The sequence below is a fragment of the Candidatus Protofrankia californiensis genome (genome assembly GCF_900634765.1).
Lineage (GTDB): Bacteria > Actinomycetota > Actinomycetes > Frankiales > Frankiaceae > Protofrankia > Protofrankia californiensis.
This window is the reverse complement of the sequence record NZ_CAAAFT010000269.1, coordinates 1,032-1,756: the sequence shown is the minus strand read 5'-3', so window position 1 is coordinate 1,756 and position 725 is coordinate 1,032. Positions and strand designations below refer to the sequence as shown.

Below are 725 nucleotides of genomic sequence, written 5' to 3'. Positions count from 1 at the left end.
TGACACGCTGCCCGCACAGCCCGCCGACCACGACGGCCTTGCCCGGCTGGCACGGCGGTGGGGTGTCGAGAAGGCGTCCGACCGGCTCCTCGCGGCACTGGCGGTGGCGTCGGCTACATCGGTTGTGTCGCTTGTCGCGTCCGTGCTTGTAATGTCCACCCGTACACGCTCCATGACCTTCGGCGCAGGACAGGGAGACGGATCCTAGCCGGCGTGAGCCGGTTGCGGCCCCGGGCATCGGCGTCCCTTACTGTGACCCACCGGTGTCCCAATAACGGAATCCCAATAACGGAATGAGGTGAGGCGGTGGGGCTGCCCGAGCGGCTCGCGGGCAAGCGCGTCCTCGTCACGGGAGCGACCGGCTTCGTGGGCGAGGCACTGCTCGAACGGCTACTGTCCGATCTGCCCGACACCCACGTGGTCGTCCTCATCCGTCCCCGCGCCGGCAGGAGCGGACACGCCCGGTTCGCCGGTCTCGTGGCCAAACCGGCTTTTGCCGCATGGCGCGAGCGTGTCGGCGCGGACGGGGTCGAGCGGGCGCTGCGCGAACGGGTCACGGTGCTCGAAGGCGACCTGGAGCGGATGCCGGCGTTGCCGGCGGATCTCGACATCGTGATCCACTGCGCGGGTGAGGTGTCCTTCGACCCGCCGATCGACACGGGTTTCGCCACCAACCTCGGCGGTGTCCAGGAACTGCTGCGGGCCGTCCGGGACAGTGGCGCCCG

General features: G+C 69.8%; 1 protein-coding gene and 1 pseudogene. Both read left to right on the top strand.

Going from position 1 to position 725, the window contains the following annotated elements:
* Window positions 1-208, top strand: a pseudogene (locus DD1DGNOD_RS28095) (hypothetical protein); the annotation flags it as partial.
* Window positions 209-306: 98 nt separating this feature from the next.
* Window positions 307-725, top strand: a 419-nt coding sequence (locus DD1DGNOD_RS14790; protein ID WP_131770398.1) for an SDR family oxidoreductase, incomplete at its 3' end; no start/stop codon positions are given.